Origin of the sequence: Streptomyces sp. ICN903 (genome assembly GCF_022015835.1) — a bacterium.
Lineage (GTDB): Bacteria > Actinomycetota > Actinomycetes > Streptomycetales > Streptomycetaceae > Streptomyces > Streptomyces fenghuangensis.
In genome coordinates, this window is sequence record NZ_JAKMAY010000211.1 from 4,910 (window position 1) to 10,155 (window position 5,246).

General features: G+C 73.2%; 6 protein-coding genes. All 6 read left to right on the forward strand.

Annotation, left to right across the window (positions count from 1 at the left end; translation table 11 throughout):
• Positions 1-344 (forward strand): WYL domain-containing protein (locus tag L7D48_RS20090; RefSeq protein WP_237881011.1); only part of this gene is annotated, 344 nt, incomplete at its 5' end.
• A 79-nt stretch (positions 345-423) separates the two neighbouring features.
• Positions 424-915: a hypothetical protein gene (locus L7D48_RS20095; RefSeq protein ID WP_237881013.1), complete on the forward strand. Its 492-nt coding sequence runs from the start codon at positions 424-426 to the stop codon at positions 913-915.
• Between the two features lie 79 nt (positions 916-994).
• Entirely contained in the window at positions 995-1,264 is a 270-nt protein-coding gene (locus L7D48_RS20100) for a hypothetical protein (protein ID WP_237881015.1), read from the forward strand.
• A 220-nt stretch (positions 1,265-1,484) separates the two neighbouring features.
• Positions 1,485-3,149 carry a DNA repair helicase XPB gene (locus tag L7D48_RS20105; protein WP_237881017.1) on the forward strand — a complete coding sequence of 555 codons (1,665 nt, stop codon included), beginning with the start codon at positions 1,485-1,487 and terminating at the stop codon, positions 3,147-3,149.
• A 38-nt stretch (positions 3,150-3,187) separates the two neighbouring features.
• A complete protein-coding gene (gene pip, locus L7D48_RS20110; RefSeq protein WP_237881019.1) occupies positions 3,188-4,186 on the forward strand; it encodes a prolyl aminopeptidase in 999 nt (332 codons plus the stop codon).
• 103 nt (positions 4,187-4,289) lie between these two features.
• Positions 4,290-5,246, forward strand: a 957-nt coding sequence (locus tag L7D48_RS20115; protein WP_237881021.1) for a DUF2332 domain-containing protein, incomplete at its 3' end; no start/stop codon positions are given.

A 5,246-nucleotide genomic window follows, 5' to 3' on the forward strand; every position in this document is an offset into this window, starting at 1 on the left:
CCCCGCTGCTGGCCGCCGCCGTACGCGCCATCCGCTCGGGGGACGTGGCGGCCGGCGGAGCACCGCCCCGGCCCCGCCGCCCGGTCCCGGCCGCTCCCGGCGGCCCGCCGCCGCGCACGCCCGCGGCCGACACCCTGGCCGTCCTGCGCGCCGCCGCCCGGCACGGGACGACGGTGCGGATCGGCCATGTGGACGCCGACGGCACCGCCGGTGAGCGCGTCGTCGAGCCCGTCCGCGTCGAGGGCGGCTTCGTCACGGCGTACGACCACACCGCCGAGGAGGTCCGCACCTACCCGCTGCACCGCGTCACGGGCGCGGCGCCCCTGACGGACACCGACGGCTGAACCCGGCCCGTACACCCGTACGGGTGTACGGGAGCGAATCCACTGGATCCCCCGCGACTTCTGAAGTACCTTCCAAGTCATGACCGCAACCCCCGTCGAAGCCAACTTCTCCGAGCTGATCCAGAAGCCCAAGGACACTGTCGCCCGCATGCAGACCGACATACGCAAGGGCATCCGGCTGCACCGGCGGGACGACGAGGACCTCTACCTGACCACTGCCGCCAAGGCCGACGAGGCCGTGCAGGTGGTGGACTCCACGACCCGCATGTTCGTCGCGCTGATGAAGGAGGAACCGCACGCGGTCGATCTGCTCACCAGGGTCTTCCCCGAGGCGTTCCCCTGGGTCCGGTTCCTGCCGGAGGGCTCCGTCCGGCAGTTCCTGATCGAGTTCGTCGAGACGGCCCGGGCCAGCACCGATCTGGGAACGGTGGGACCGATCGCCCAGGTGATAACGGAGTGGAAGCACACCGCCGAGGTGTACGCCGACCCTGAGCTGCACAAGGCACTGACCACCGACCACGGCGACGAGGACTTCGGTCCCGTCGGAGCACCGGAGGCGGCGGATACGTGAGCCTGGGCAAGGGAGATCCGGTACCGCCTCCTCCGGCAAGGGGGAGTTCCACATCAGGTTCGGCAACCGGGAAGCCGCTGTGGGCTGGCGGGAGCTGTGCAAGAAAGCACCGGGCAACACGCTCGTCGCATGGCAGGTGATGCGCACCGACCCGGCTCCGGTACCGCCTACGCAGCGGCACCATCGCCTGAAAGGCGATCTGGCCACTGGCACCAGGAGCGGCAAGGCCCTGCCGCAGTGGCAGATCGAGGTTACGGGCGGCGGGCGGCTCTGGTACCTGTTCGACGAGGACGAGCGGACTTGCTGGCTGGTCCTGGCCAGAACGGGCCACCCACGCCAAACCAATTGACCAAGTGCCCTTGGAAGGTCGCGACCGCCCGTTCTTCTCCTTGCCTCTCATGACGTGAGCAGCGGCCCGCACCCTTGGGTTCGCGCCGTCCGGTCGACGGACGGCCGCCGCCGGGCGGCCGTCCGTCGACCGGATGGGGCACACTGGACGGTCGGCCCGTGCGCCGGGTGTGCGCCGACCGCGCGCCGACCGAGCAGCCGAAGGCAGGAGGAGCCCCACCGTGACCGGACCGCTCATCGTCCAGAGCGACAAGACCCTGTTGCTGGAGGTCGACCACGAGCAGGCCGACGACTGCCGCCGCGCCATCGCGCCCTTCGCCGAGCTGGAGCGAGCCCCCGAGCACATCCACACCTACCGGCTCACCCCGCTGGGCCTGTGGAACGCCCGTGCCGCCGGGCACGACGCCGAGCAGGTCGTCGACGCCCTGGTCACCCACTCCCGCTACCCGGTGCCGCACGCGCTGCTGGTGGACGTGGCCGAGACGATGGACCGCTACGGCCGGCTGCGGCTGCTCAAGCACCCCACCCACGGGCTGGTCCTGGAGTCCTCCGACCGGCCGGTGCTGGAGGAGATCCTGCGCTCCAAGCGGATCCAGCCGCTGGTCGGCGCCCGCATCGACCCCGACACCGTCGCCGTCCACCCCTCCGAGCGCGGCCAGATCAAGCAGGCGCTGCTCAAACTCGGCTGGCCCGCCGAGGACCTGGCCGGCTACGTGGACGGCGAGGCGCACCCGATCGAGCTGACCGAGGACGGCTGGGCGCTGCGCCCCTACCAGAGGCAGGCCGTGGAGAACTTCTGGCACGGCGGCTCCGGAGTCGTCGTGCTGCCCTGCGGCGCGGGCAAGACGCTGGTGGGCGCGGGCGCGATGGCCACGGCGAAGGCCACCACGCTGATCCTGGTGACCAACACCGTCTCGGCCCGGCAGTGGAAGAGCGAACTGGTGCGGCGCACCTCGCTGACGGAGAGCGAGGTCGGCGAGTACAGCGGCGCGAAGAAGGAGATCCGCCCCGTCACCATCGCCACCTACCAGGTGCTGACGACGAAGCGGAAGGGTGTCTACCCGCACCTGGAGCTGTTCGACTCCCGCGACTGGGGCCTGATCGTCTACGACGAGGTGCACCTGCTGCCGGCCCCGGTGTTCAAGTTCACCGCCGACCTCCAGGCCCGCCGCCGCATCGGCCTGACGGCCACGCTGGTGCGCGAGGACGGCCGCGAGTCCGACGTCTTCTCCCTCATCGGCCCCAAGCGCTTCGACGCCCCCTGGAAGGAGATCGAGGCGCAGGGCTACATCGCCCCGGCCGACTGCGTGGAGGTCCGCGTGGACCTCACCGAGTCCGAGCGGCTGGCGTACGCGACGGCCGAGTCGGACGAGAAGTACCGCTTCTGCTCCACCACGGCCTCCAAGCAGCGCGTCACCGAGGCGCTGGTGCGCCGCCACGCCGGGGAGCAGACACTCGTGATCGGCCAGTACATCGACCAGCTCGACGAGCTGGGCGAGCACCTGGACGCGCCCGTGATCAAGGGCGACACCGGCAACGCGCAGCGCGAGAAGCTGTTCGACGCCTTCCGCTCGGGCGAGCTGTCGGTGCTGGTGGTCTCCAAGGTCGCCAACTTCTCCATCGACCTGCCCGAGGCCACCGTCGCCATCCAGGTGTCGGGCACCTTCGGCTCCCGCCAGGAGGAGGCCCAGCGCCTGGGCCGGGTGCTGCGCCCGAAGGCGGACGGCCACGAGGCCCGCTTCTACTCGGTCGTCGCCCGCGACACCGTCGACCAGGACTTCGCGGCCCACCGCCAGCGCTTCCTGGCCGAGCAGGGCTACGCCTACCGCATCGTGGACGCCTCCGAGCTGCTGGCGGGCGACGAGGAGACGGACGAAGTCGGATAGCCTCCCGGTCCGTCACCGGACTCCGGGAGGTTGTAGAGATGCGCGAGCCGTACCCGCCGGCCGAGCCGTACGACAGCGGCATGCTCGACGTCGGCGACGGCCACCGCGTGTACTGGGAGGTGTGCGGCGATCCGGACGGCAGGCCCGCCGCCGTCGTCCACGGCGGGCCCGGTTCGGGGTGCGGGGAAGGAGCGCGGCGCCTCTTCGACCCCGAGCGGTACCGGGTGGTGCTGTTCGACCAGCGCGGCTGCGGCCGCAGCACCCCGCACGCGAGCGACCCGGCCACCGGCCTGCGGCACAACACCACCTGGCATCTGGTCGCCGACATGGAGCGGCTGCGCGAGCACCTGGGCATCGACCGCTGGCTGCTGTACGGCGGCTCGTGGGGCTCCACGCTGATCCTCGCCTACGCCCAGCGGCATCCGGAGCGGGTCTCGCACATCGTGATCGCCGGAGTCACCACCACCCGGCGCTCGGAGATCGACTGGCTCTACCGGGGCGTGGCCCGCTTCTTCCCCGGGGAGTGGGAGCGTTTCCACGCGGGGGCCAGGGCCGGGGCCGGGCGCGGCGTACCGCGCGACGCGTCCACGCCCGAGCTGCTCGGGGCGTACGCGCGGCTGATGGAGCACCCCGACGCGGCGGTGCGCGAGCGGGCCGCGGCCGACTGGTGCGCCTGGGAGGACGCCGTCCTGTCCGGCGAGACCGGCAGCGGCGGGGTGGGCGGCGCCGCGAGCCCGTACGGCGGCCGGCCCCCGGCCGCCAGGCTGGCCCTGGTGCGCCTGTGCGCGCACTACTTCTCCCACGGCGCGTGGCTGGAGGAGGACGCGCTGCTGCGCGGCGCGGGACGGCTGGCGGGCATCCCGGGAGTGCTGGTCCACGGCCGGGCCGATCTGAGCAGCCCGCTCGACACCGCGTGGGAGCTGGCCCGCGCCTGGCCGGACGCGGAGCTGACCGTCGTAGGCGCCGAGGGCCACCTCGGCGGCGCGGCCACCCGCACCCGCGTCCTGGACGCGCTGGACCGCTTCGCGGCGCGGTGACGGCTCTGCCGGTGGCAGCGGTGACTCCCGCGGCGGTGTGAGGTGCCGGACACTCCGTCCGAACCCCTCTCACGGCCCCGCTCGCCGCGCCCATGATCGCTTCATGGACACGGCAGAGCGGTACCGGCGGTTCGCGGAGCGGGAGGCCCGAGGGCACTCCCCGAGCTACGAGGAGCTGGCCGGGGCGCTCGCCCGCGACGACCGCCTGACGGCCCTGATCGACCGGCTGCCCGAGCCGAGACGGCAGCCGAACCTGCTGCTGGGCGCGGCACGGTTCCTCGGCGGTCCCACCGGCGACCCCGCCGCGTTCCGCCCCTGGCTGCTCGACCACTGGGACGAGGTGCGGGCGGTCGTACTGGAGCGCCGCACCCAGACCAACGAGCCCGGCCGGTGCGCCGTGCTGCTGCCGCTGCTGGCTGCCCTGCCCCAGCCGCTGGCCCTGATCGAGGTCGGCGCCTCCGCCGGGCTGTGCCTGTACCCCGACCGCTACCGGTACTCCTACGACGGCCGGACCGCGTTCGGCCCGGACGGCGGCCCGGTCACCCTGGACTGCCGCACGGCCGGTCCCGTACCGCTTCCCACCCGGCCGCCCGCTGTCGCCTGGCGGGCCGGGACGGACCTCAACCCCCTCGACGTAGGCGACGGCGGCGATGTCCACTGGCTGGAGTGCCTGGTCTGGCCGGAGCAGACGCACCGGCTGCGGCGGCTGCGCGACGCCGTCCGCGTCGCCCGCGCCGAACCCCCGCACCTGGTGCGCGGGGACCTCAACGAGACCGTCCGCGATCTGGTCGCCTCGGCCCCGGCGGGCGCCACACCGGTGGTCTTCCACAGCGCGGTGCTGGCCTACCTGCCGCCCGGAGCGCGGGAGGCCTTCGCCGAGACGATGCGCACCCTGCCCGCCCACTGGATCTCCAACGAGTCCCCCGGCGCCCTGCCCTCCGTCGCCGGCCGCCTGCCCCGCCCGGCGCCCGCCGACCGCGCCTCGTTCGTCCTGGCCCTGGACGAGCGCCCGGTGGCCTTCACGGGCCCGCACGGCCAGTCGCTGGAGTGGCTGGAAACC

Coding starts and splice junctions, on each gene's coding strand:
- L7D48_RS20095 (WP_237881013.1), top strand. CDS start 424: ATGACCGCAACCCCCGTCGAAGCCAACTTCTCCGAGCTGATCCAGAAG.
- pip (WP_237881019.1), top strand. CDS start 3,188: ATGCGCGAGCCGTACCCGCCGGCCGAGCCGTACGACAGCGGCATGCTC.